Raw genomic sequence first — 23,640 nt, forward strand, 5'->3', positions numbered from 1 at the left:
AAAGTAATAATTATAAACAAAAATTTTAGAGCCGAAACACACCCTACAATTAAGAAATAGCCAATTACCAATTACCAATTTTTATCTAAACTTCTAATTTAACCTGAGTCACACCTTGACGCATTTTCTTTTGTCTCTGTATCCAAGATAGACGAACTACTTTATTTCCTAAACGAGCTAATCTAAAAACAATCTTGCGTAAAAATAGATTTTTGGGTAATATTTCGTGTTGTCTAGCTTCTTCTTTTTGTAGCTGTTGGATGCGGATAATTTCGGGTTCTCTTTCTTTCTGAATTTGCGAAAATACCTCATCAATCTGTTTATTTTCTGTTTCTTTAGTTAATACAGGTACAAGATGATTGACTGCGACAATTACATCGCGCAATGCAATATTAATCCCTTGAGCGCGAATCGGAGACATGGGGTGAGCAGCATCGCCTAAAAGTAACACCCCTGGAGCATACCACCGAGGACAAAGTCCAACTACAACAGATAGTTTAATCGGCTTTTCAATAGAATCTGCACAATCTATAAAATGTTCTGCTAACCATGAAGGTGATATTGATGCAAACATTTTTGCCCAATCTGCTTTTGTTAATTTACTAATATTTATATTTTTGTGATGCTCGGATATAGTCCAACCAAGATGTAATTTTCCAGGGGAAGCTCCATGAAATACAGCAAATGCATTTTCACCGTCTCCAATGGCAGTAAATATATTTTCTGTGACAAAAAGAGGATTCGCAGCTAGTTTAAACCAGAGGATATCCATGCTTTTTGGCTGTCGCTGTATTTTTATTCCAGCACTTTGCCTAATAATAGAATTACGACCATCTGCACCAATTACTATGTCGGCTGTAATTTCTCTTCCATCTGCTAATCTAATACCTGCGACACGATTATCAATTCGTAGCAAGTCTTTAACAGCTACGCCTTGGATAAATTCAAAATGACTATATTTCCGAGCTTCTAAAATTAAGGTTTCAAGTAAAGGTGGTTGAGAAAATAAAGTACAGGGTTGAGTATCAGTTTCTATAGGTTCATCAACTTTAAATAACGGTTTTTTGTTTAAAATAAATTCCCATGCATTGAGTTCTCGATGAGGAATTTCTTCAAGTATTTTTGATAATCCCATTTCATCAAGAGCATTTAAACCACTTGGCATTAAAGCCTCTCCACGAAACACTCGACGGAAATCAGAAGCAGCTTCAACTAATGTGACTGCAATCCCTCTTTGGACAAGCATTAAGGCAAGAGTTACACCAGTTGGGCCACCTCCTGCGATTGCGACTTTTTTCATGGTTTATTAAAAATGGGTAATTGGTAATTGGTAATTGGTAATTGGTAATGGGTAATTGGGCATTGGGCATTGGGCATTGGGTAATTGGTCCCAAAGTGATTATTACGAACTTCATCATGTTGGGTTACGACACAATTAATATAGATTTCCGTGTCTAACCCAACCTACAAAGTTTATAAATTATCTAACCCACAGCGTTTAAAATCTCGTCATCAATTGAAAAATCAATTTCTTTTTTATCTCGTTCGGATACTAAATAATCGTTTTTAAATGAATCTTTTAGTCCAGATGTTAAATCGTAATCTGGATGCCAATCTAATTCTGTGATGGCTTTGTTAACCGACGCGAAAAAGTGTTGCATTCTCATGGGGAAAGCTTTGCGCTTGCCAAAATCAAATTTTTTGGGGTCATAATGCACGATTTGAATGTCGTCGGCTGATTTACCTACAGCTACAGCACAAGCACGGGCTAAACCATCAAAAGTTACGTAACGATTTCCCGAAACGTTATAAATCTGTTTAATTGCATTAGAATTACCTATAACTTGAGTCATTGCTTTGGCTAAGTCCTTAACGTGACCTAGCTGAGTTATATGCAATCCGTTACCGGGAATAGGAAGCGGACGATTTCTAGTGATTCTGTCAAAAAACCAAGCTTCTAAATCGTTGTAATTTTGAGGCCCGTAAATATAGGTGGGACGAATTGACGTAAAAGGAAAGTCCCGAACTTCAAGGAAACTTTCGGTATGATGTTTTCCCTTATGACGACTTTTTTCGTCTACTGCATCTCCCTCTACATGAGGCAAGCTATCTGATTTGAGATAAACTCCAGCAGAACTCATGTACACAAAATGCTGCAACCGATTTTGAAAAATATCTGCTAATGGTTGAGTATCTGTCAGTTCGCGTCCATTATTGTCGAAAATGACATCAAAATTTTCGTTTTTTAACTTTTCTTGTAACTGCTTTGAGTCAGTGCGATCGCCTATTATCTGGGTGACGTTCTCGACTGGTAACGGACGATTGCCGCGATTGAACAATACCACATCATGTCCTTGTTCAACCAGTAATTGAGTGAGATACACACCGATAAACCGAGTACCCCCCATGATTAAAATTCGCATAGAACCCCTGCTATATCTGCTACTTGTTCGCACTTTCAAAAAGGATGAAGAACAGAGAATATAAGTCAATCCTCCGAACAATGTCGTAAATGTCAAAACTTCATCCTTACTTGAGATTATCAGGAAAGCGGCAACAGCAGAGTGAAGGAACTTCTATGGTGAAAATTACGTCACCACAAGGGTTACAATTTCCGTTTCATACAAAAAGCGGGAAGCTTTACGTTTGATTAATCGCACGGCAAATACCATTGTTGGCTTCAGTAAAAACGCACGCTTATATGATGATTTCATATGCACTACATCCCTTGCTGCTTCTGTTCCGCAATTATTCCACGATGGGAAGCCATATTTCAAAGAGCAAAAATTTCACGATTGTGAAGAGAAAAAGAGGAACCCTGGGGATGTGAAAATTTTGGATAAATAATTTAAGCTATCTTCATTATATATACGTATATATACCCTTTAAAACTTAAAGCTCTGCCGTGTTGAAATATTTAACTTATTGCAGTGACAAAAATCTACATGCTAGTACAAAAGTTCTTTATCTATAAATGGTAGCTGTGCCTTTAAAGTATGCTTTGGTGCATGAGTGGCTGACACCGGAGGCAACTGGTGGTTCGGAACTCGTAGTACGAGAAATTTTGAATCATATTGATGCCCAATTGTATGCTCTCATCGATTTTGAATCTAGAAATCCGGAAAGTTATTTATATAAACGTCAGATTGGCACTACAGCTTTACAGTATTTACCCGCATCGAGAAAAGGTGTACAAAAGTACTTACCATTGTTGCCGTTAGCTATTGAGCAGCTCGATTTACGTCAACATGATGTGATTCTTTCTTCGTCCCATGCCGTTGCAAAGGGGATTTTAACGACTCCAGACCAGTTGCATATTTGTTACTGTCATAGTCCGATGCGTTACGCATGGGATCTAACTTTTGACTATCTCCGAGAAAGCAAACTTGGAACAGGAATGGTGGGATGGTTAACCCGTTATATACTGCATCGTTTAAGGCAGTGGGATGTTCTAAGCGCCAATCGAGTTGATTATTTTATAGCCAATAGCGCACACACCGCACGTCGCATTTGGAGATGTTATAGAAGAGACGCTGAGGTTATCTATCCACCAGTAAATACCGAAAGTTTTCCTTTTTTATCTCAGAAAGAAGATTTTTATCTTACTGTTTCCCGGTTAGTAAGTTACAAGCAAGTAACTTTAATTGTCAAAGCTTTTAATCAATTACAAAAACCTTTAGTAATAATTGGTACCGGTCCCGAGATGGATAAAATCCTTAAGATAGCCAAACCCAACATACAAATACTAGGATGGCAGCCAGACGATATGGTAAAAAAATATATGGCGAATGCCCGAGGTTTTGTGTATGCTGCTTGTGAAGATTTTGGTATTGCCTTAGTTGAAGCACAAGCCTGCGGTACTCCAGTCATAGCCTATGGTGCTGGGGGTGCTTTAGAAACGGTGCGAGATATTCGCTCCCACGGCAATACGGGAACGGGTGTATTTTTTCAGAAACAAACAGAAGCCTCTTTAATCGAAGCAGTGGAAACTTTTGAAGCAAAAGCTGACAAATTCAGTCCTGAATATGCCAGAAAGCACGCTGCTCAATTCTCGAAGCAGATGTTTGCTTCTCGTTATCTCAACTTTGTCCATATGTGTGAGGAAAAAACCAACAAAAGGAAAATAGAAATTTGATTAGTAAGATTGTTTTAGAGGATAAAGTAGATTTGCTTCCCAAGCACTTTGAAAAGCTTCTATAAGCTTTAAGATTGGGACTATGTGTGGTGTGGATTGAAAGGAGTATGATGACGGCACAGACCTCACTCCTCTCCGGTAAAATTACGCGTACTTTCTTTAAACGCGGTTACCAGAAAAAGAAGTCAAAATTTAAGCCCCTAGGTTTTTCTTTTGAAGCTTTAAACGGAGAGAAAGCTAAACGACTGTTCGATATAATATTTTCCCTGTTAGTACTAATTCTGTTTTCTCCTGTTTATTTAATTCTGGCTTTGTTGATTGCTATAAGTTCGCATGGTCCTATTTTTTACATTCAGGAAAGAGTCGGAAAAAATTACAAGCGATTTAATTGTATTAAATTTCGCACCATGGTGAGCAATGCCGATGAAGTTTTGATACAGATGATGGAAACATCTCCTCAGTTCAAACAGGAATGGAAAAGTAATTTTAAACTAAAAAAAGACCCTAGAATTACTACGATCGGTAAGTTTTTGCGAATTACTAGTTTGGATGAATTTCCTCAATTCTGGAATGTTCTTAAAGGGGATATGAGTGTTGTTGGACCTCGTCCTTTGGTAGCAGAAGAATTACCAAAATATGGATGTCATATTAATCAGATTTTAACTATCAAGCCAGGAATCACTGGGTTATGGCAAGTTTCTGGACGCAATGACATACCCTATCCTAGAAGAGTGCAAATAGATTTGTACTATGTAAAATTTAGAACTTTTTGGTTAGATTTATGGATTGTTTTAAAAACAATTGCTGTTGTTGTGATACCGACAGATAACGGAGCTTATTAAAAATAAGGTTCGATTTTATTATGGGGCAGCTTGCTTGCCCCTATATAATTATGAGTATTATTATTTATAAATTAAGAAGTCTACTTGATGTCTATTAATATTTATTTGGATTTACTCGCTGCTACATTAAACCCAATAAATTCAATTAGTCTGCTGCAAATAAAACTTTTGAATCAAGAAATAATCTGTGTTCTGTTAGCTAATATCGGATAGTGTTCTTAGTATTGCAAAGTCTGTATCAATATTAACTGAAAGCTAGAAATTAAAGATTATCCTTGATTCAATTGTATTTTAAGCAACAAATATTTTTTATTTGTTATTCGTTTTAATCTCGAATAAATTAGTTTTTGATTCGAGCTTTTTGATTAAAATAGAATCGCTGAATACAATTATTTTTTTTAATTAGCATTATCAATATAGAATTATTTATTAAAAATTAATTTAATCTTTAAAATTGGTTATAAATATAAAGTATCTGTAAAGATTAAATGAATATACTGGATACATAATAAATCCCTCGTTACCGTTTAAAAGGTTTATCTTTAAAAAGACTTAGTCAGCATATTTACCTAAATGCGCGAGATATTACTTAAATAAAACTCGTAGGTTTCCCATTGGGCAAGTAAGTGTATTCCTGTTAGCTTATATCAGGCTACATGTATAAAATTCATTAAAAGTATAAGGAATAAAGGAGAATGACCCAGCAAAAGCGAGCGTTGATTACTGGTATTACCGGACAAGATGGTTCTTATCTAAGTGAATTTTTATTAGAGCAAGGTTACGAAGTTCACGGTATAATTCGTCGTACTTCTACCTTCAATACAGACCGTATCGATCACATTTATGAAGATCCTCATAGAGAAGGAGTAAAGCTATTTCTTCATTATGGTGACTTGACCGATGGTACGACGCTACGCCGCATTCTCGAAGAAGTTCAGCCTGTAGAAATCTATAATTTGGGCGCTCAATCCCACGTAAGAGTAAGTTTTGATTCTCCCGAATACACTGTAGATGCTGTAGGAATGGGAACCCTACGCTTATTAGAAGCAATTCGCGACTATCAACAACGTACTGGTATTGAAGTACGCTTCTATCAAGCTGGTTCTTCGGAAATGTTTGGTTTGGTACAAGCAGTACCGCAAAAGGAAACAACTCCTTTCTACCCCCGGAGTCCTTATGCCTGTGCTAAAGTTTACAGCCATTGGCAAACCGTAAATTACCGCGAATCTTACAATATGTTCGCTTGTAATGGTATTTTGTTTAACCACGAATCACCCCGTCGCGGTGAGACCTTCGTAACTCGTAAAATTACTAGAGCGGTTGCTCGTATTGTTGCCGGTAAGCAGAAGAAAATCTATATGGGTAATCTCGACTCTAAGAGAGACTGGGGTTATGCAAAAGATTATGTACGGGCAATGTGGATGATGTTGCAGCAAGATAAGGCAGATGATTATGTAATTGCAACAAATGAGACTCATTCTGTACGCGAGTTTCTAGAGTTAGCATTTAGCTACGTAAATCTTGATTGGCAGGAGTATGTAGAATTTGACCAGCGTTACTTACGTCCTGCGGAAGTAGATTTGTTGATTGGAGACTCGACTAAAGCTAGAACGCAGTTGGGTTGGACTCCATCGGTAACTTTTGAACAGCTCGTAGCTTTGATGGTGGAAGCAGACTTACAGGCTTTAGGTCTAACTTCTCCTGGTGACAAAGTAGCTTCAGCAATCAAAGATAATGCGATGATTCGTCAGGAATTAGGCGCACTACATATGTAAATTTATACAGCCAGCGATTATCTTTTATTAAAGTAATCGCTGGCTTAATTATTTTGACCGCGGAAGGCAGTCATCGCAGGCACCGCCTTTTCACGGTGGTGTAACGATGACTGATTAATACTTTTAATACCAACGAGGACGAAAAGAAAATATGAGCGCATTAGACTTAAAGAATAAAAGAATTCTGGTTACTGGTGGTGCGGGTTTTTTAGGTCGTCAAGTTGTAAACCAGCTTATTAAAGCTGGGGCAGAACAGGATAAAATTACTGTACCTCGTTCGCGAGATTACGATTTGTGCGTAATGGAAAGCTGCAAGCGTGCGGTTGACCACCAGGATATCGTAATTCACCTAGCCGCTCACGTTGGTGGTATCGGTCTTAACCGTGAAAAACCTGCTGAGTTGTTTTATGACAATTTGATGATGGGAACCCAGCTGATTCATGCTGCTTATGAAGCTGGGGTCGAAAAGTTTACTTGCGTGGGCACAATTTGCGCTTATCCCAAGTTTACTCCCGTACCATTTAAGGAAGATGATATTTGGGATGGTTATCCAGAAGAAACCAATGCTCCTTACGGTATTGCCAAAAAAGCTTTGTTAGTACAGTTGCAGGCGTACCGCCAGCAGTACGGTTTTAACGGAATATATTTGCTACCGGTTAATTTATATGGTCCGGAAGATAACTTTGACCCTAGAAGTTCTCACGTTATTCCGGCATTAATTCGTAAAGTTCAAGAAGCCCAAGAACGAGGAGATAAAGAGATTCCTGTTTGGGGTGATGGCAGCCCTACCCGCGAGTTTTTGTATTCTGAAGATGCAGCGCGGGGTATTGTTATGGGTACTCAATCTTACAATGGTGCTGAGCCAGTTAATTTGGGAACTGGTTATGAAATTTCGATTCGCGATTTGATTAATACAATTTGCGAAGTAATGGAATTTGACGGTGAAATAGTATGGCAAACTGACAAACCAAACGGGCAACCCCGTCGCTGTCTGGATACTGAAAGAGCGAAGCAAGAATTTGGTTTCACCGCTCAAGTAGGTTTCAAAGAAGGTTTGAAGAATACTGTTAAATGGTGGCGCGAACATGCTGCCCAACCTGTAGCTTAGAAAACCTCACCCCATTCCCCTCTCCTTATTAAGAAGAGGGGTGATTTAATTTTCCCCATGATAAATCCACATTGCTTGGGTATCACCTGCTTTGCGAAAACCACATTTATAATAAAAACCGACAGTTTCTGCTTCTGCGACTAGTATCTGTTGATGAAAGTCTTGGTATTTTTGAGTAATTATTTTTAATAGATTTAAGCCGATACCTTGTTTTTGGTATTCAGGTAAAACTAATAAATGCGGATAGTAAACTACTAAGTAACCATCGGTTATTGAATTTATCAAGCCTACTAATTTTTCTTGATTCCAAGCCGATATGAGTGAATGGGAATTCATTAAAGCATTATATAGTTCGTTAGGTTTCTTAGCTGACGACCAATTATTAGCTTGATAAAGAATTAAAATATCATCTATAGATAAATTGCGCGTGTGTTTATATTCGATATTATTTTGATTCATCGATTTAGCTGATATTGGGACTTACAAAAATTAAAATTATAAATCCTTTAGCAATAATTGAGTATTGAGAAACCCGATTTTTTGAAAAACCGGGTTTCTAGTAATATGCAAAATTACTATATAAAAGCTTGATTTAAGAATCTAGTTTAAGATAAACCTCAGCTTCGTGATTGACAGCCCATTCTATATGCCAATCGATAAATCTAAGCCTGCGGTAAAATTTTGATGCTGCTTCGTTACCTTTTTTATAACTAGTAGCGATTAACTCAACTTCTGGATACAGCTTCAAACGTCTGATTACTTCTAAAATTGTAGCTTTTCCATAACCTTGCTGCTGGTATTTGGAATCAATCATCAAGCGCAAAATAAATCCAATACCGCCAACTATTTCATACATAGTAAAACCAATCATTGGTAATTGTGGTTCTATATAACCCATGACGGCAGCATCATATATCGCTAAGGGGTAAAGATTGGGGTTGACGTAAGCTTGAGCTAATGATTTCACATTTGATGCAAGAAATTCTTTTTGATTTTCATTTACTTCTAAACTGATACATTCTTGGAAATTATCAACTGTTATTTTACGTAAATGAACTTTAGCCATATTTGCTCTTGGATAACTTATTTATATTATGTCTGAGAAATAAGCTTTTTTATGATGGCTGCAAATTATGGAAAATATTAACAACCCCAATGTTTAAAATAATTCATTGCTAATTCCATTGGTGTGTCGTTTTTGAACGCATTTTTTTGATTAAATATTGGATAAAGGTTATTTGAGATAGTAAAATCTTCCGAAAGCAAGGTATCGCCAAAATTATTTACTTTTTGATGATAATTTATTAAGTTCAAAATTTTCATAAATCGGCAATTTTATTATTACTATTATGTGAGAGTAGTGTGCATGTAATTTTCTGATTATTTCCAAGTATCAAAGTGATGTTTCACCCAATCCATACCAACTTCATTATTTAGTTTTATTTTTTGTGGTGCATTAGCATAAATTTTGTTTAAAATGTCTGCATCCTGTTCTACTACAGCTTTACTTAATTCCAAAAATTGTTTTTTTAATAATTTTGCAAAAGGATTATTTGTTTTTGCGAATAATAAAATATAGGTTCGAGTTTTTGTTAATGATTCTGGAACAAAAAGATGACATTGAGCAATTTTTCCAAAAAGGCTACTACCGTGAAATATCACTAATGAAGGAAAATAATTTTCTAAATGAGCTTGAATTATCTCGGGAAGTAGAAATTGTTTGGGTTGTTTGAGCTTTTCCCAGAGAGTTTTAGGTGCAGTAGGAGCATTGAAAAAAGCTTCGGAATGATAGCCGTTATCGATGAATTTCTCAAATCTAACTTCGGTAATTTCAAACAAATCGCGGTGGGTGCCATTTTGATGATTATAATCGTGCATATTTAATAGCATCGATTTCAAATCAGTTTTGACGCTGGTATCTGCTGTATAGCCTATAAATTCGTAACTATCGGAAATTTTTTCTAAAATATCGGGAATGGAAATTTGAGGTTTACAATCTCCATAAGACCAAATAAAATCATCTTTAACAATTAGTTTCAAAGGCTGCATTTGAGGCAAGGTTTTTTTATCCGTTCCCGGTAAAACAGTGCAACCTTCTCTATCAAATTCAAGGGCATGAAACGGACAAACAACTTTACTTTCACCATCTGTTTCAGCTTTACACCAACCTTCCGATAACATTGCTCCCATATGAGGGCAAATATTAGGTAGAGCTTGAACATTTCCTTTACTATCTTTCCACATTACATAGTCTTTGCCGTAAACAGATATCTTATGTGGTTGATTTATTTTGAGCATGGATTTATGTGCTAATAACCAAGGCGCACCCTCTAACATTTTGGCTTTAGCTTCAATCATGATGGTTATGACTCTAGTGATTAATGTTCTAATAAACACTATTAAAAATATCTGACTTATTCGCTTGGATATTCTTGCTATTTTTGGATATTCTTGCCATTTGTGATTTGAAAAAAGCAGAATAATAACAGCGAACAGAAAAATCTAATTTGTTTTGTATTGTTGTGAAAAGTCTTTTGGGGTAATCCCAAGCAAACGTTTAAAATGACGATTAAGATGACTTTGATCGACAAAACCTACTGAATTGGCTATTTCAGCAATTGATAATTTTCCTTGTTTCAATAATTCTTGAGCTCGTTCGATGCGACACCGAATTACATATTTATGAGGTGTAAATCCTGTAGTTTCCTTGAACAATCGCGAAAAATAATGGGGACTCATTTGTACCGAAGCTGCTAATTTATTCAAGCTTAAATCGGTATCGAGATAAGCTTGAATGTAATCAATTATTTGCTGTAATTTGTATTGAGGCAATTTTCCCGAAATCAATTCAACTGAATTTATCCGAGTAGTTGAATAATTTTCTAATAAATGAAGGATAAGGGCATTAATTAAAGTTTCCGCATAAAGACGACTGCTAGTACCATGTTTGATTAAAGCCGATTTTAGCGCTACTCCTATTTGATAAACAAATGGATCGGGATTTGCAAACTTGGGTAAAAGCTCAATCTTATCTGGATCTACGACTTCGTAAATAGTTTGAGCAAAAACTACAGGATCTATCGCGATCGCAACCGAACAACCTTCGCTATACCATGCTGCTTGATGAGTTGTGTTTGCAGGAACAATAATCAAATCTCCTTGAACATTGTTTTCTCGTAAAAAACATCCATCAATTATTCTTTCTGTTTGCATCGGTAATGGAATATCGGTCAAAATTCCAATACAATGCTGTTTTAAACAAATCTTAGGTAATTCGATTGGGGGTTGTCTATCGTAAATAATAGTTAGATTATCCCAACCAACAGATTGACTAGAGACTAGAGGAGAGCGGTTGAATACACGTTTATATTCTTCTTCTTTTTCTTGATTAAAATCGATTAAAATACTTTTTGATGAGTTATTTTGCATCTTAAATTTGAAATATTAAAATTAAAAACCAATTTTTTATACTATAAAATTTCTCAAAGCTATTACATACAGGTTCGTGGTATTTTTGATTAGCTTTCTTCAACAAAAATCATGAACGCTACCGAAAATAAATCAAAAAAATCCGAATTACGTCGTAATATTATTAAACAACGCCAATCGCTACCTGAAAAAGAATGGCGGGTAAAAAGTCAAGCTATTTGTAAAAATATTTGCAGTTCAAGTTTATTTACCAAAGCTAAAACAGTACTTGCTTATTTTAGCTTTCGTCAAGAACCCGATTTAAGCTATTTATTCTCAGAAGATAGTACATCAAGTAATCACAAAATATGGGGATTTCCTCGTTGTGTCGATAAATCCTTAATTTGGCACCGTTGGCAACCCCAAAATGAATTAATAATAGGTAAATACGGTATTCGCGAACCAAATCCCAATTTACCGATAATTAATTACTCTGAGGTTGATTTGATTTTAGTTCCTTGCGTCGCTTGCGATTCTCAAAGTTATCGTTTGGGTTATGGCGGGGGATATTATGACCGTTTTTTAAGCTCTCCAGGATGGGATTTAATTCCAACAATAGGTATTGTGTTTGCCAACGATTATTTACCTCAAGTACCTGTAGAAGTTTGGGACAGAAAGTTAAATAGCGTTTGCACCGAAAGCGGCTTGCAAAGATAAATATCGCAATCAATCTGATATTTTGCTTATGGAAGTGGGAATCATTAGAAAAGACTGTTAAATGATTTTTCCCAGCATGGATATTTCTGCCACGGAATTTTTTGAGGAATCAAACACATCATCCCAAGAAAATCGGGCTGAAGCCATAATCTCCCTCAATTACAACGAACAACAAAAGGCTTTAGCGGGTGTAATTTCCAGGATTCGGGAATCTTTGGATATAGAAACGATTTTCAAAACTACCGTTACCGAAGTACGACAGCTTCTTGATGCTGACAGGGTTGCGGTGTTCCGTTTTTGCGATGAGCAAGAATGGGAAGGGGAATTTATCTCTGAAGATGTAGCGCCCGAATGGGATTGTGCATTAACTGCAAAAATCCAAGATCGTTGTTTTAGTATCCGATTCGCTGATTTATACAAACAAGGAAGAATCAGCGCAATTTCTGATATATATCAAGGTAATTTTAAAGATTGTTATATTCAAATTCTGGAGAAATTTCAAGTTCGTGCTAATGTTGTTGCTCCTTTGCTCAAGGGCAATCGTCTTTGGGGTTTGTTATGCATTCACCAATGTAGCGCTACCCGTGAATGGGAGCAATCGGAAATTGATTTTATCAGTCAAATTAGCGAAAATTTAGGAGTTGCTCTGCAACATACCGATTTACTTCGTCAAGCAAGATATCAAGTTGAACTCCATAAGGCTTTAAATCAAGTAGTTTGCCGCATTCGTAAGTCTTTAGATTTGGGTACCACTTTCATAACTACAGTTACAGAAGTTCGTCAGTTATTGAAAACAGATAGAGTCGGGGTATTTCGCTTTTATCCCCAACAATGGCAGGGAGAATTTATTTATGAAGATATTGGTTCGGATTGGGATTCTTTGATTGAAAATGAAGTTGGTGCTGATTGTTTTGGTGAAGAATTCGCCGAGCAATATGAACAAGGTAAAATTCGTGCTGTAAGTGATATTAATGCAGCCAATATTCATGGCGATCGCATCAAAATTTTAGAGAAAATCCAAGTACGGGCTAATATGGTCGCACCTTTGATTAAAGGTGAAGAATTATGGGGATTGCTGTGCATTCATCAATGTAATGCCCCCCGCGACTGGGAAACAACCGAAATTGAGTTTGTAGAGCAAATTTCGGAACATTTGGGAGTCGCATTACAACAAGCCGATTATCTTGAACTTGTTAAAGCCCAATCAGCACAGCTAAGCCAAGCAGTAGAAAGAGCAAAAGTTGCAGAATGGCAAAAAGCAATCGCAGGGGTTGTAGAAAAAATTCGTCAGTCTCTAGATTTAGAAGTTATTTTCCGCAATACAACTTCTGAAGTCAGAGAATTGCTTGATGCTGATAGAGTCGTAATTTATCGCTTTAATGATGATTGGAGCGGTAAATTTGTCTCGGAGTCGGTGATGGAAGGTTGGACTTGCTTGATTCACGAGCAGCGAAATCGACCAGAATTGGTAGAAAATATTAACGAATGCAGCGTCAAAGATTTATCTGCATCTCCGATAGTTGATACCTATCTTCAAGATACTCGGGGGGGAGATTTTAGTAAGGGTGAAGTTTACCGTGTTTGTAATGATATTTATGATGCAGGTTTTGATGATTGCTACATTAATTTATTAGAAAACTATCAAGCGAAAGCCTATGTTATTGTCGCAATTTACCTCAACGATTGTCTTTGGGGTTTACTAGCTGTTTATCAAAATTCTGGGGTGCGTACATGGCATTCGGAGGAAGTTTTTTTTCTCACCCAAATCGGTACGCAGTTGGGAGTAGCTTTACAGCAAGCTGAATTTTTGCAAAAAACCCAGCAGCAAGCTGAAGAATTAGCCAAAGCCGCAGAAAGACAAAGAGCTTTGGCTAATACAGTTGATAAAATTCGCCAAACTCTCGATATTGACAATATTTTTAAAGCCACTACTCAAGAAGTGCGGCAATTGTTAGAAGTAGAAAGAGTGGCAATATATCGTTTTTACAACGACGGTAGCGGGGAATTTGTTGCTGATTCGATTGTAGATGGCTGGGCACCGTTGACTAATCCCCAGCGAGTCAACGAACCTTTGTTATTGCAAGCAACTAAAGCCGGAAAATATCCCCGCAATGAGGTTTTTGTACCAATTACCCTTGGAGATAAACTTTGGGGGCTGTTGGTAGCTTATCAAAATTCCCAACCGCGTTATTGGGAAGATGAAGAAATAAATTTGCTCGCTCAGGTAGGGATACAGTTAGGAGTCGCACTACAACAAACAACAACCTTGGTAAAGCTACAGCAGCAAGCTGAGAAATTATCCCAAGCAGCACAAAGGGAACGTAAAGCAACTCAACGGGAAAGAGCTTTGGCTGCAACGGTACAGAAAATCCGCGAATCTCTAGACTTAAATACAATTTTCAATACCACTACGAAGGAGATTCGCCGACTTTTAGAAGCTGATAGAGTGGCAATTTACCGCTTTCGGAAAGATGAAATTGGGGAGTTTGTTGCCGAGTCAGTTGGTTATAATTGGACTCCGGTACGGGAATTAGTACCCGTAATTGTGGATGATTATTTACGAAGCTATCAGAATGAAGCCGATACTAAGAGTAATATTCTGGTTGTTAATAACATTTACGATATTAACGATTCTATTTCTAACATTAAGCTTCTCGAAAAAATGCAGGCTAAAGCCTATGTGATTATACCCGTTTTTAAAGGCGCTAAACTTTGGGGGTTGTTGGCAGCTTATCAAAATCGCGGAAGCCGCGATTGGCAAGAAAACGAAGTTGATTTGCTAATACAAATTGCGATTCAGTTAGGAGTTGGATTGCAGCAAGCAGAATTGCTCGAACAAACTCAAAGCCAAAAAGAGAAGATTGAACAAACTTTAAAAGAACTGCAAAATACTCAAGCTCAGTTAATACAAAGTGAAAAGATGGCTGGTTTGGGACAATTAGTTGCTGGTGTTGCTCATGAGATTAATAATCCAGTTAATTTTATTTATGCCAATCTCTCTCATATAGATAATTATATGAAGGATTTATCGTCAATAATTGAACTCTACCGCAATGCCTATCCGCATCCAGAATCTCATATTCAAGAACAAGCTACAACCATCGATTTAAACTATATTTTGGAAGATTTACCCAAAATAGTTGATTCAATGCAGATAGGTGCAGAAAGAATTCGTTCTTTGGTAATTTCGTTACGAACTTTTTCGCGACTCGATGAAGCACAAATGAAGCTGGTTGATATTCATGAAGGGATTGAAAGTACGCTATTAATTTTGCAGCATAAAATCAAGCAAAATTCTAATCATTCAGGGATAAACATTGTTAGAGAATATGGAAAATTGCCTAAAGTAGAATGTCATGCTGCACAGCTAAATCAGGTATTTATGAATATCTTGAGTAATGCTGTAGATGCTATTGAAATCAAGTTTGAGAAGTCTGAGGAGAAGGAATTACCGCAAATTAAGGTTTGTACGAATGTTGTCAATGAAAAATATGTTTCGATTTGTATCTCCGATAATGGCTGTGGAATCCCCGATCAAATACGTTCTAAAATTTTTGACCCATTTTTTACTACTAAAGAACCTGGAAAAGGAACTGGTTTGGGTTTATCTATTAGCTATCAAATAATTGTTGATAAACATGCAGGTCAATTTGAATGCGATTCTCAGGTTGGTAAAGGTAGCAAGTTTAAAATAGAAATTCCGATTAAAAGTTAACATTTTGCACAATTATCAACAAGCCCTACATAAGCCTCGGTTCTCTTGGTGAAAGCAGTAATAAACCGAGTTTCTTACACTGCGGTAAGATGTGGATAAGCATAAAATTAAACATAATAGAACCCCTTAATCTTCTTATTATGTAAGAAGACTAAGGGGCTAAGAAGTAGTATTTCATAAAAAATTGGTAGAAGCCCAAGTATTTTTTATATTCTCCGCGAAGGAGATTTCGACTTTCTCTGAACTTACAAAAACTAGGAATATTTTTAACAACAAAATAAAAAGCAATTATCAACCGATAATTACTCTAACAAGCACCACTTTTGTTAAATACTACCCAAATAGTCTTAAATATTAGAAATAAATCATAAGATACAGACCATTTACGCTGATAGTCCAAATCCATTTTGACTATATCCTCAAAATCTTTAATACTAGAACGACCATTAGCTTGCCATTCTCCAGTCATACCGGGTTTAACTCGCAACCTTTCCCAGTGGTGTGGTTGGTATTTCATGACTTCATCGGGAGTAGGTGGACGAGTTCCCACCAAACTCATTTCTCCTTTGAGTACGTTCCAAAATTGAGGTAGTTCATCTAAACTTGTCCGGCGTAATAATCTACCCACGCGGGTAATGCGAGGATCTTCTACACATTTAAATATATGACCGTTAGCTTCGTTTTTTACTAAATGCTTTAATTTCTCGGCATCTATAACCATAGAACGAAATTTCCATATACGGAAAGTTGTTCCATCATTTCCACAGCGAATTTGACTGTAAAAAATAGGTCCGGGATTATCTAACAAAGTCGCAATTGCTACTGGAATAGCAACTACAGCAGTTATAACTAACCCTACAATTGCCCCTAATATATCAATCAATCTTTTCGCGATACTCGTTCGCGAAGCATGAGGAAATTGGTAATTTAAGCTAAATGATTCCGGTGGACTCATCAAGACTAAGTCTTGCTTGATAGAATCTTCTGTTGCAGAAGTAACATTGAAAACCATTTGTGCGTGTTAATACATATTTACAATAGTTACCAGTGTTAATATAAACAACTTATTTGCGTAAAAGTTACAAAAATATGAAAATTTACGTAATCTTCTAATCCCACACCGGATATATAAAATTTATGTATTCTTTTTAATTAATGTAACCAGCGAACAGTTAATTTTTGGGGAGTTTTTAGTAAGCAGCTATAAGTAAATAGCGAGCAGCAAATAAAAACCCTTTGTTATTTGCTGTCAGATGTTTACTATAAATCACTATTTTATACTGAAAATCTGTCAGATTATCTCCGAAAAACTACTCATAATATCGTGTTCGTTAAAATTACGGTCAATGTTCGGCAAGGGTAGCATTCAGGGTTTATTTTAGATGTGGCTCATCGCATAGTGTTGGTACAAACCGCACCTATAGTGATGCTGAATACCCTTCGGGAACATCCCCTGCTTCAACGGACACGATCAACTCGTTAATGAATGAGCTTATCTCCCTATCTCCTATTTGCTGACTCCAACAGCAAAATTAACAATGTAAGGCTCTTCTAAAGATTGATGAGCGCTGGTTTTGATTGCGTCAAGATAATCGCGTAGATATTTTAATTGTCGTAAATTGGGACGATAGGAAAGACTTCCTTGTTTATCAAATAATGGCGATGCGCTAATAACTTTGTAGTGAGAATTTTCTACGGAACTTTTATTAAGCCATTGCATATCTTGGTTGCTTGGTATTAAACCTGGAGGTATTTCTCCTTCTAAGAAAGCTAATAATCTTTGCTGACAGGTGCGAGTGTTGATACCTCGTGATTCAAATAACTGAACGACTTCACCGAAGGTTGTAGCTTTTTCTGGTATCAACCGCAGTAATTCGGTAAACAAGAAATAATCTGTATATTGCTGTCTGGGTATTTCCAATACTAAAGGATGCAAGGGCAGTAGGCACAATCCGGTTGCGACTCTTGAACAAGCAGGGGTACCGTTTTCGTTGAGGTATTTTTCTTGAATAATTGTGGCGCTAGGAAGTTTCTGGCGCAACCAACGGCTAATTGCAGCTATGGATGAAACACCACCACTAAGAATAACCATGTTGATGGCTTCTGTTGGTATACCTTGTGTCCTTAATAATTTATTCAATTCGCGATTAATCCGACGCACAAAGGGGACAAATACTTTACTTTCTAAGTCTCGGCGCTGTAAGTCCCATTTTTGATCTGCTAGTTCGATGGTGAAAGATTCCTGATGCTGCAAGATTAATTTTAGCGCGATCGCTGCGTCTAATAAAGCTTTACCAAGGGGAGAACTTTCGAGTCTCTGCTGTAAGCTAATGCGTTGGCTGATGTCGGGTTCGCCAGCACGAGGTAATTCTAGATGCTCTAAACCCAAACTAGAAAAACGTACTTGTTCTAAGCCAGGAATATTTGGCTTCCAATGTAGGGGATTGTCGTCGTTGCTACTATCTAAAGATTTGTTATTTCGAGATGTACGCCATTTTTCCGGTAGCAGCAATTGAGTAATAATATCTTGTTCCATTGCTTTTCCGCCGCAGGTAAAGCCGTGGAGCATAAAATCGTTATGTGATAAATCCTGCAAATCTTCTGGTAGTTCTACTAGCGCCATTTCGGTAGCGCTGGCTCCGATATTAATGACTAGGGTATTACCCGTAAGTTCGCTATTACTTGCAACAATCGGTGAGGAGTTTTCCTGCTGCAATAGTTTGACTATTTCGCCATTAGCGCCTTCAAGTTCCCCTAGTAAGGAGGCTATAGCTTCTTCAACAAAGAATACTTGTTGAGGATGTTCTACCAATTGAGAAATAAGTAGCGATTCTCGGATGTTAAAGCGATATTGCTCCGACCAATTAGAAGGACAGGTGCAAATTATACCGGCGATATTATTAATAATGTCGGAAAATTGTTCTTGTTTGATACCGATTGCGGTGGCAGTTAATCCTAAAGTAGTGCTATTGGAATCGGATTTTAAAGTTAACAGTAGTTTTGACAGAGAACGTATAATCCATACCAAAGGAACTGCGGAAAATTCGTTAAGTTGCAGTATCGGTTCCCATTTTTGTCGTACTTCGGTTGAACTAGTTTCTGAAATATTTTTGTAAGGAAGGGAAATTGGTAAATATGGTTTTAGATATGCTGAATAAATATTTTGTTCGGCGGGGTTTTCTGTGGAATTTTGATTAATAGAGGTTCTAGGAAGATAAACTTCTGCTGGTAAACGGTAATTTTGAGAATTTCCCTGGGGTTGGTTTCCCTGCGCCCAGTAAATCGGATGTACTATTTGGTTGGAACGATTTAATAATGCAGCCGATATTCCTGTAGTACCTATATCCAGTCCCAAATACCAAACCGTATCGCTAGAATTTATGGAAGGAATTTCGGTATTACCTAGCGCGATTGAATTATCTTGTGAGGGGTTTTCTGGCTCTGATGGAATTGTTTTTTCTGTTTGGGGAAGAGGAGTTTCTAATGGAGTATTTAAAGTACTTGTATCCTCATTTTGATTGGGCTGACGAAGAGAAGTGGTAGGAAGGGTAATTTCTTGTAACTGCGGTCTTTTTTCAGTGGTTTGAATCGCGGGTTCTGATTGAGTTGACTGTTCGGTTGAGGTAGCTGGTTGATTCTCGACAATTGGTTGAGCAGTTTCTTGGGCAACTGGGGGTTGATGCTCTGGCTGGGGTTGAGAAGTTTCAGTGGTTGGTGTAACTACTTGTGGTGGTGTTGCTTCTTCAAATAAAAGTTCTGTAAGTGTGGAAACTGTATCTTCAGTTGCTGCTTGGGTTTTTCGTTTATAGGTTTTGACAGGGGTTTGATTTACCTGCTGAAGATTTTGGGTGGTAGATTGACTAGTTTCAATATTTTCGGCTAAACCTTTATTAGCATTAGACCAAGGATCGGGTACTGATGACTGATTTTCAGAATCATTGGAGGTTTCATCAGTTGAAGATGAGGGAATATATTCAAAAACTACTTCCCGAGATACGACTTCTTTTTCTGTTTGCTGTAATTGTGAATCTAATATGGCTGTGGTTGGAGAATTTTCGACATCAATGGCTTTATTTATAACTTGTTGAGGAGAGGTTTGGGGATTGGGGTTAGTTAAATTTTCGCTGTCGAATAAGCTGGCATAAAGTTCATCAACTTCATCTTCGTTAGCATTTTCGGAAAAAGCATCTGCTGCTAATTCTTCTGTTTGGGAAGATGATTTTTTGAGTTCGGACAATACTGCCTGCATTTTTTCCGGAGAATCAAAAGCATCCGGTTCTGTGACTATTTCTTGTTCGGTTAATTCTTCTGTTTCTACTTCCTCTGGAAAATCTACTTCTAAATAATCATTGCCATCTAGCTGTTCGGTTGTAGAGTTTTGTTCTAACTCAGAAATAGCTGTTTCTAAATCGGAACTATCGGAACTATTAGATATATTATCTGTATTATCTACATTATCTTGGGCTTGAGAAAATTCGATATTACCAATCGTATCGTCGGGAATAACAACTAAATTATCTTTGGTATCTGAATTATTATCAGTAGTTTCAGTAGTTTCAATCGTTTCAATACTGTCAACAGCTTCAACAGTTTCAAAATCTTCTTTTAACTGATTATTTGTATCTATTAATTCAATTGATTCAATACTTTGAGCATCAATAGTTTCCACATTAGTTTCATCTATTGCTTGCTTTAATGATTCTTGATTAACTTGAGCGGGCGAGAGATTGGCAACATTCTGAATAAAACCATTCAGCAACTGTTCTCCTTGGACTCCTTTATAATGCATTCTTGCTAATGCCTGGGATAAAGAGTCATGATAAGCGTGAATATTACGCTGCAATGCTTCAAAAACAACATTTACAGTGCCATCTAAAGCAACTATTCGCCGATCTAAATCATTTGTCAATTGAGTTAAGTTCTCTACCCGCGCTGAATCTATTTGATTCCCAGCACTTAAAGCTTTTCGAGGCGCAGCATTAGGAGAATTACCACCAACTGTTAAAGCAACCCCGCCATCAATATCATCTTCCAAGCGATTTCTCAGCACCTGCATAAACTCAGAAATTATTTTCTCCTGGGTTGCTAACTGTTGCGCTAGAGAATAATCATGCAGTCGCTTTTTTTCTAACTCGCGGATTTCGCTTACCAAATTAGCTCTTTCTTCAAACAGCGTTTTTAATTCCGCCTTCAACGGCTCGATGAACTCCGCGAATTGATTATCAGAAGATCCAGAAGATGGCGATCGCTGGGGTTCGTCAACATTCTGGTTGCCTTCTTGCATAAATTTTGCCACTAAAGGCGGTAACTGCGCTCGTGAAGAAGTCTCGCTCGAAACTTGAGCTTCATTAACCAGAAAATCCCGAATACGCTCTAAAACCTGACGCGGTTCTTCCTGAGAAGATATTGCCCCCCACAAACGCTTACCTTTGTGGGTGAGTAATTTATCAATGTCTGCAATCATGCTTTGGATTTGGTTTGCGCGGGAAGTCACGTTGATTTTCCTTATTGTGAGCTTTACGGGGATAATAACGAACGCAGCACCGCCTTGGCGACGATAAATGCAATCAATTTACAACTACTAGGTGGATATTATCTGTCAGGTTGGCAGTATGCAATTATTTTCAAGACAATAATACTAAGAAGTCTAATAATCATGCTTTTGGTATAATCTTGCCACTAAGTGCAAAAATAACAACGCCGGTTGTGGCGATATTACACCGAGACTGTTAAAAATTGCCATGTTAGCAAAAATTAGCTGACTTGAGTATGTTAATCCGATGCGGGAAAATAGCATTTCTCTCTTCTTCGTAACAGCGCTTCGTGTAATATGCACCCCTAATAAAGCACTTTTCTCCCTAGCGAAAACCTTCCCCTACTTATACTAAGGCACTTACAGATAATAAAATGTCCCACCGTCGGTGTCGCCTGAAAGGCGACACCCCAGTATATCTAGGTTTTGACCGGAATATTTGTAAAACGGTGGGACATTTTATTTCTTGGATCTCCCTAAAGCCGAAAATTCAGATTGAGTTTGGGGTTAATTTCGATTAAACATCAATAGGAGTAAGCAAAAGGGTACATTTTTTCTTGTAGGCTTGTAGTGCGTGACACTTAAAGGTAACTTAAACTCCTAATAACTAATAGAATTTTGTGCTCCCAAGAAGTATACAAAGAGGTTTGATTCTGTTTAAAGCAATAAATCAGTTTTTTAAAAAACTTGTCCAAACGGCAAAATACACCTTTTTTTAGCTAGCATAGTCTAGCTTTGTTGTATTTTCGTTAGTTGGCATGTTTTGATCGCGATTAGCCAAAAACTGGTACAGATAGAAAGTGATTCGTATTACAGCTAAATAGAAAATGTCCCAATGGAAGATAGGAATAGCTTGCATACCCCCGCCAAAGAATTAACCTTCTCAACTGTTTTTTTTGAAGGTTTACCGAAAAATACGATTAAATCGGCTTTAAGTAATCTTGTTAGCCGTTCTCACCCAGCAAATCAAGTTATTTTGCTCGAAAATGACTGGGGGGGTTCCGTATATTTTATTTTGGAGGGTTGGGTTAAAATTCGCACTTACAATTTAGAAGGCAAAGAATTAACGCTTAATATTTTAGGTAAAGGGGAATTATTCGGCGAAATGGCTGCGTTAGATGAAGTACCTCGCTCTACAGATGTGATTACTTTAACTTCAACGCAAATCGGTAGTTTACCATCACAGGATTTTATCAAATTACTTAATACAGAGCCTTTAGCAGGAGTGCGGTTGGCACAATTGATGGCAAGACGCTTAAGGCAAGTTAATCGACGCTTACGGTTGCGCGAATCGGATTCAACTTCTCGCGTCGCAGATACTTTATTATTTTTAGCAGAAGGACAAGGAATTGAAGGTTCCACAGGTGTGGAAATCCCTAACTTACCCCACCGGGAATTAAGCAGTTTAAGCGGATTGGCGCGAGAAACCGTAACAAGAGTATTAACTAGGTTAGAAAAGAAAAAGCTGATTAAACGCAGTGGGGAAGTTATTTGTATTCCCGATGTATCAGCATTAGAAAAAATGATAATTTAACCCTTACGGAGCGCGTCTTTGACATGGATATTGTTAGTTCTTCACCAGACGATAAAGGAGGTAATAGTTCCTTTAATGGCAAAACATCCAACCATACGGACAATCAAAATTTAGCCCGTCCCCAGCTTCAAACCGATGCACCATTAAAAATGGTGGAAACGGCATTTTTAGCAAGCACCGCTAGTTTAATTTGGTTTATTAATTTTTATTTTCCTTTAGGTCTTCTCAAGGTTTTCTTTCCCATACCCATTGCTTTAGTTTATCTACGCTGGAATAGCCGAGCTGCATGGATGTCAGCATTAACCTCTGGCTTGCTGCTATTAGTGTTAATGGGGCCTACTAGGAGTATGCTATTTGTAATACCTTATGCTTTTATGGGCGTACTTCTCGGCTCTACCTGGCAGCGTGGCGTTCCCTGGATTGTCTCGATTAGTTTGGCTACTCTATTAGGCGCAATCGGTGTATTTTTTCGATTATGGTTACTATCGCTACTCTCAGGTCAAGATCTATGGATTTATTTGATTAATCAAGTAACTAATTTTTTGGAATGGTTATTCGTCAATTTGGGATTTCTTACGGTTCCTAATCCCTTCCTGATTCAAATAGGTGCCATTTGCTTAATATTACTTAATAATTTTATATATTTATTCGTAGTGCATATAGCAGCATGGTTATTATTAGATCGTTTAGGAAATTCTATACCGCGTCCACCGCAGTGGGTACAGGTTCTGATGGACTATGACTAATTGGGAATTGGGGATTGGGCATGGGGCATAGGGCATGGGATAGGGAAATTGTTTATTGATGCAGTGGAGTAATAGGGATCTGTTTGGCTCCCACTACAGGTGCTTATTCATAACTCATAACTCCTAA

Annotated in this window: 17 protein-coding genes; 8 read left to right on the forward strand and 9 right to left on the reverse strand. The window is 37.4% G+C overall.

The window, feature by feature from the left end:
• Positions 1-85: 85 nt before the first annotated feature.
• The 3 genes from RIV7116_RS05430 to RIV7116_RS37345 all read right to left on the reverse strand — a co-directional run bounded on the left by RIV7116_RS05430 (position 86) and on the right by RIV7116_RS37345 (position 2,714).
• Positions 86-1,300, reverse strand: a complete 1,215-nt coding sequence (locus tag RIV7116_RS05430) for an FAD-dependent monooxygenase (RefSeq protein ID WP_015117270.1) — start codon at positions 1,298-1,300, stop codon at positions 86-88.
• Positions 1,301-1,484: 184 nt separating this feature from the next.
• Positions 1,485-2,423 carry an NAD-dependent epimerase/dehydratase family protein gene (locus tag RIV7116_RS05435; RefSeq protein WP_015117271.1) on the reverse strand — a complete coding sequence of 313 codons (939 nt, stop codon included), beginning with the start codon at positions 2,421-2,423 and terminating at the stop codon, positions 1,485-1,487.
• Positions 2,424-2,588: 165 nt separating this feature from the next.
• Complete coding sequence (locus RIV7116_RS37345; protein WP_256380834.1) at positions 2,589-2,714, reverse strand: hypothetical protein; 126 nt, start codon at positions 2,712-2,714, stop codon at positions 2,589-2,591.
• A 269-nt stretch (positions 2,715-2,983) separates the two neighbouring features.
• Here RIV7116_RS37345 and RIV7116_RS05440 point away from each other — a divergent pair, with 269 nt between their 5' ends.
• The 4 genes from RIV7116_RS05440 to RIV7116_RS05455 all read left to right on the forward strand — a co-directional run bounded on the left by RIV7116_RS05440 (position 2,984) and on the right by RIV7116_RS05455 (position 7,860).
• On the forward strand, positions 2,984-4,135 hold the full coding sequence (locus RIV7116_RS05440; protein ID WP_044291541.1) for a glycosyltransferase: 1,152 nt from the start codon (positions 2,984-2,986) through the stop codon (positions 4,133-4,135).
• Positions 4,136-4,245: 110 nt separating this feature from the next.
• Positions 4,246-4,977, forward strand: coding sequence for a sugar transferase (locus tag RIV7116_RS05445; RefSeq protein ID WP_015117273.1), 732 nt, complete (start codon positions 4,246-4,248; stop codon positions 4,975-4,977).
• A 695-nt stretch (positions 4,978-5,672) separates the two neighbouring features.
• Positions 5,673-6,752: a GDP-mannose 4,6-dehydratase gene (gene gmd, locus RIV7116_RS05450; RefSeq protein ID WP_015117274.1), complete on the forward strand. Its 1,080-nt coding sequence runs from the start codon at positions 5,673-5,675 to the stop codon at positions 6,750-6,752.
• 151 nt (positions 6,753-6,903) lie between these two features.
• Positions 6,904-7,860, forward strand: a complete 957-nt coding sequence (locus RIV7116_RS05455; protein WP_015117275.1) for a GDP-L-fucose synthase — start codon at positions 6,904-6,906, stop codon at positions 7,858-7,860.
• Between the two features lie 45 nt (positions 7,861-7,905).
• On the opposite strand, the gene RIV7116_RS05460 is transcribed toward RIV7116_RS05455, so the two are convergent.
• From RIV7116_RS05460 to RIV7116_RS05480, 4 genes are all read right to left on the reverse strand, one after another.
• A complete protein-coding gene (locus tag RIV7116_RS05460; protein ID WP_015117276.1) occupies positions 7,906-8,319 on the reverse strand; it encodes a GNAT family N-acetyltransferase in 414 nt (137 codons plus the stop codon).
• Positions 8,320-8,452: 133 nt separating this feature from the next.
• Entirely contained in the window at positions 8,453-8,926 is a 474-nt protein-coding gene (locus RIV7116_RS05465) for an N-acetyltransferase (RefSeq protein ID WP_015117277.1), read from the reverse strand.
• 314 nt (positions 8,927-9,240) lie between these two features.
• Positions 9,241-10,218: a Rieske 2Fe-2S domain-containing protein gene (locus RIV7116_RS05475; protein ID WP_015117279.1), complete on the reverse strand. Its 978-nt coding sequence runs from the start codon at positions 10,216-10,218 to the stop codon at positions 9,241-9,243.
• Positions 10,219-10,362: 144 nt separating this feature from the next.
• Positions 10,363-11,289: a helix-turn-helix domain-containing protein gene (locus RIV7116_RS05480; RefSeq protein ID WP_015117280.1), complete on the reverse strand. Its 927-nt coding sequence runs from the start codon at positions 11,287-11,289 to the stop codon at positions 10,363-10,365.
• A gap of 111 nt (positions 11,290-11,400) precedes the next feature.
• On the opposite strand from RIV7116_RS05480, the gene RIV7116_RS05485 reads away from it, so the two are divergent.
• Both RIV7116_RS05485 and RIV7116_RS05490 read left to right on the forward strand, forming a co-directional pair.
• Positions 11,401-11,985, forward strand: a complete 585-nt coding sequence (locus RIV7116_RS05485; protein ID WP_015117281.1) for a 5-formyltetrahydrofolate cyclo-ligase — start codon at positions 11,401-11,403, stop codon at positions 11,983-11,985.
• Positions 11,986-12,046: 61 nt separating this feature from the next.
• On the forward strand, positions 12,047-15,700 hold the full coding sequence (locus RIV7116_RS05490) for a GAF domain-containing protein (RefSeq protein ID WP_015117282.1): 3,654 nt from the start codon (positions 12,047-12,049) through the stop codon (positions 15,698-15,700).
• A gap of 307 nt (positions 15,701-16,007) precedes the next feature.
• On the opposite strand, the gene RIV7116_RS05495 is transcribed toward RIV7116_RS05490, so the two are convergent.
• Positions 16,008-16,655 carry a sugar transferase gene (locus RIV7116_RS05495; RefSeq protein WP_232435815.1) on the reverse strand — a complete coding sequence of 216 codons (648 nt, stop codon included), beginning with the start codon at positions 16,653-16,655 and terminating at the stop codon, positions 16,008-16,010.
• A 552-nt stretch (positions 16,656-17,207) separates the two neighbouring features.
• Positions 17,208-21,194 (reverse strand): hypothetical protein, encoded by a 3,987-nt coding sequence (locus RIV7116_RS05500; protein ID WP_015117284.1) that lies wholly within the window; start codon positions 21,192-21,194, stop codon positions 17,208-17,210.
• Positions 21,195-22,068: 874 nt separating this feature from the next.
• Between RIV7116_RS05500 and RIV7116_RS05505 the strand changes: the two genes are divergently transcribed.
• The gene (locus tag RIV7116_RS05505) at positions 22,069-22,767 is read left to right on the forward strand and encodes a Crp/Fnr family transcriptional regulator (RefSeq protein WP_015117285.1); all 699 of its coding nucleotides are present in this window, start codon (positions 22,069-22,071) and stop codon (positions 22,765-22,767) included.
• A 23-nt stretch (positions 22,768-22,790) separates the two neighbouring features.
• Positions 22,791-23,513 carry a DUF2232 domain-containing protein gene (locus tag RIV7116_RS05510; RefSeq protein WP_015117286.1) on the forward strand — a complete coding sequence of 241 codons (723 nt, stop codon included), beginning with the start codon at positions 22,791-22,793 and terminating at the stop codon, positions 23,511-23,513.
• Positions 23,514-23,640 lie beyond the last annotated feature (127 nt).

The sequence above is a fragment of the Rivularia sp. PCC 7116 genome (assembly GCF_000316665.1).
Taxonomy (GTDB): domain Bacteria; phylum Cyanobacteriota; class Cyanobacteriia; order Cyanobacteriales; family Nostocaceae; genus Rivularia.

Bases quoted from the DNA above. Each gene is read 5' to 3' on its own strand.
- RIV7116_RS05430 (WP_015117270.1), bottom strand. From the start codon at position 1,300: ATGAAAAAAGTCGCAATCGCAGGAGGTGGCCCAACTGGTGTAACTCTT.
- RIV7116_RS05435 (WP_015117271.1), bottom strand. From the start codon at position 2,423: ATGCGAATTTTAATCATGGGGGGTACTCGGTTTATCGGTGTGTATCTC.
- RIV7116_RS37345 (WP_256380834.1), bottom strand. From the start codon at position 2,714: ATGAAATCATCATATAAGCGTGCGTTTTTACTGAAGCCAACAATGGTA.
- RIV7116_RS05445 (WP_015117273.1), top strand. From the start codon at position 4,246: ATGACGGCACAGACCTCACTCCTCTCCGGTAAAATTACGCGTACTTTC.
- gmd (WP_015117274.1), top strand. From the start codon at position 5,673: ATGACCCAGCAAAAGCGAGCGTTGATTACTGGTATTACCGGACAAGAT.
- RIV7116_RS05455 (WP_015117275.1), top strand. From the start codon at position 6,904: ATGAGCGCATTAGACTTAAAGAATAAAAGAATTCTGGTTACTGGTGGT.
- RIV7116_RS05460 (WP_015117276.1), bottom strand. From the start codon at position 8,319: ATGAATCAAAATAATATCGAATATAAACACACGCGCAATTTATCTATA.
- RIV7116_RS05465 (WP_015117277.1), bottom strand. From the start codon at position 8,926: ATGGCTAAAGTTCATTTACGTAAAATAACAGTTGATAATTTCCAAGAA.
- RIV7116_RS05475 (WP_015117279.1), bottom strand. From the start codon at position 10,218: ATGATTGAAGCTAAAGCCAAAATGTTAGAGGGTGCGCCTTGGTTATTA.
- RIV7116_RS05480 (WP_015117280.1), bottom strand. From the start codon at position 11,289: ATGCAAAATAACTCATCAAAAAGTATTTTAATCGATTTTAATCAAGAA.
- RIV7116_RS05485 (WP_015117281.1), top strand. From the start codon at position 11,401: ATGAACGCTACCGAAAATAAATCAAAAAAATCCGAATTACGTCGTAAT.
- RIV7116_RS05490 (WP_015117282.1), top strand. From the start codon at position 12,047: ATGATTTTTCCCAGCATGGATATTTCTGCCACGGAATTTTTTGAGGAA.
- RIV7116_RS05495 (WP_232435815.1), bottom strand. From the start codon at position 16,655: ATGAGTCCACCGGAATCATTTAGCTTAAATTACCAATTTCCTCATGCT.
- RIV7116_RS05505 (WP_015117285.1), top strand. From the start codon at position 22,069: ATGGAAGATAGGAATAGCTTGCATACCCCCGCCAAAGAATTAACCTTC.
- RIV7116_RS05510 (WP_015117286.1), top strand. From the start codon at position 22,791: ATGGATATTGTTAGTTCTTCACCAGACGATAAAGGAGGTAATAGTTCC.